The organism is Endozoicomonas sp. SESOKO4 (genome assembly GCF_024606275.1).
Genome location: NZ_JAHHPS010000580.1, coordinates 1 through 1,747, shown reverse-complemented (window position 1 = coordinate 1,747; position 1,747 = coordinate 1). Strand labels below are relative to the sequence as shown.

The window sequence follows — 1,747 nt, the reverse complement described above, 5'->3', positions numbered from 1 at the left end:
GGATAGTCGGTCCATTGCCGAGTTTGAAAATCTGGCGTTTTCTCCCCCCGGCCTTGAGGAGCCTAAAGTCGATCTGTCAGATTTGCTGGAATCCTATGAGGTGATTACAGAGTACCCTGTTATTGATTTGGTCGTCAGAGGGGGGGCTGGACCTTCTGCACCCCGGTCTGTTGCTATCGGGCAACGTTTATTGATGCCTGAGCAGATTTGGAAGCAGAAAGAAGTACAAAGGGAGCTGGAAGCTCAGGAAAAAAAGCGCGGGCTGGCCGGCGAACCGGGAGTTCTGGCAGAACAGATAACAGAACAAAAAGAGCCGGAAGAAGCTCCAGTGATTGATACGCTGACCGGTATGCCTGTGAGAGAGCTTGAAAATAAAGTGTGGGAGTTTCTGTTCAAAGTAGTCGATACTCTGTCTCCGGCAGCAGGCAAAGTTAAGGGAGTCGTAACCGATGTTGTCTCAGAGGAGAAGGTAGAACAGCTAAAGACAGGTCTTAAGAGCGTTCTGAAAAATCAGGTTGATTATGAAGTCAACGAAAACATTGGACGGCGTATCCTGCAGATAGCGCAGATTTGTGGTTCTACCGGTCCATTATTGCCAGCATTGACATTGCTGGGGTACTCCACTCCGGGTTATCAGTTTATTCCGGCAATGCTGGCACTCTGGCGACTCAAGGATTTCAGGGAAGAGATTTCTGCGCTGTATTACGACCACAATGCCACACCTGCGCTGGTGGATCTTACCATTAGTTGGGTGCCAACTTTAGCGTTCAGTCTTTCAGGATTCTAACCACTTGGCAAAAGTTGATGGAGACTGATAGTCTTTCTGGCAATAAAACCGGACTGATTGACCTACCTCTATGAAACCTATCCGTTTACTCGATACCCGCCTTGCTAACCAGATTGCTGCCGGTGAGGTGGTTGAACGTCCTGCATCGGTTGTTAAAGAACTGCTGGAAAACAGTCTTGATGCCGGCGCAAAACGAGTGAATGTCGAAGTAGAAAGTGGTGGTGTCAAATTAATCCGTATTCGTGATGACGGACATGGCATTGCCAAAGATGATCTGGCATTAGCCCTGTCGAGACATGCAACCAGTAAGATTTCTGAACTGGAAGACCTGGAAGGTGTCGGCACCCTGGGCTTTCGTGGTGAAGCTCTGGCATCCATTAGTTCGGTTTCACGCTTAACATTAACGTCTCATGTTGATGGTCAGGAGTCGGGCTGGCAGGTTCGTTCGGAAGGGCGTGATATGGAAGCTGTTTTAAATCCAGCGCCCCACCCCGTGGGTACGACAATTGAAGTCAAGGATCTGTTTTTTAATACCCCTGCGCGGCGGAAATTCCTGCGGACAGAAAAAACAGAGTTTTCCCATCTCGAAGAAGTCGTAAAACGTTTGGCCTTGTCCCGGTTTGATGTAGGGTTTGGTCTGAGGCATAACCAGCGCAGTATTCATCAACTAAGACCCTGCAGCACACAGGCTGAGAAAGATCGCCGGGTAGCGTCTCTCTGTGGACCAAAGTTTATTGAAAACTCGGTGATTGTTGATGTCGAGGTTTCAGATCTAAAGCTTTGGGGCTGGGTAGGATTACCAACGTTTTCACGTTCCAGCGCTGATCTTCAGTACTTCTTTGTTAACGGCCGGGTAATCAGAGATAAACTGGTCGCACATGCTGTGCGTCAAGCCTATCGTGATGTGCTTTATGGGGGTAGGCATCCAACCTTTGTCTTGTATCTTGAGCTTGATCCGGC

The 1,747-nt window shown here is 48.8% G+C and carries 2 protein-coding genes; both read left to right on the top strand.

Features of this window, described 5'->3' with window-relative positions; genetic code table 11:
- The coding region (locus KDK16_RS11395; RefSeq protein WP_257276203.1) for a hypothetical protein at window positions 1–787 on the top strand (787 nt) is incomplete at its 5' end.
- 70 nt (window positions 788–857) lie between these two features.
- Window positions 858–1,747: DNA mismatch repair endonuclease MutL (mutL, locus tag KDK16_RS11390; protein ID WP_257276202.1), on the top strand; the 890-nt coding region annotated here is incomplete at its 3' end.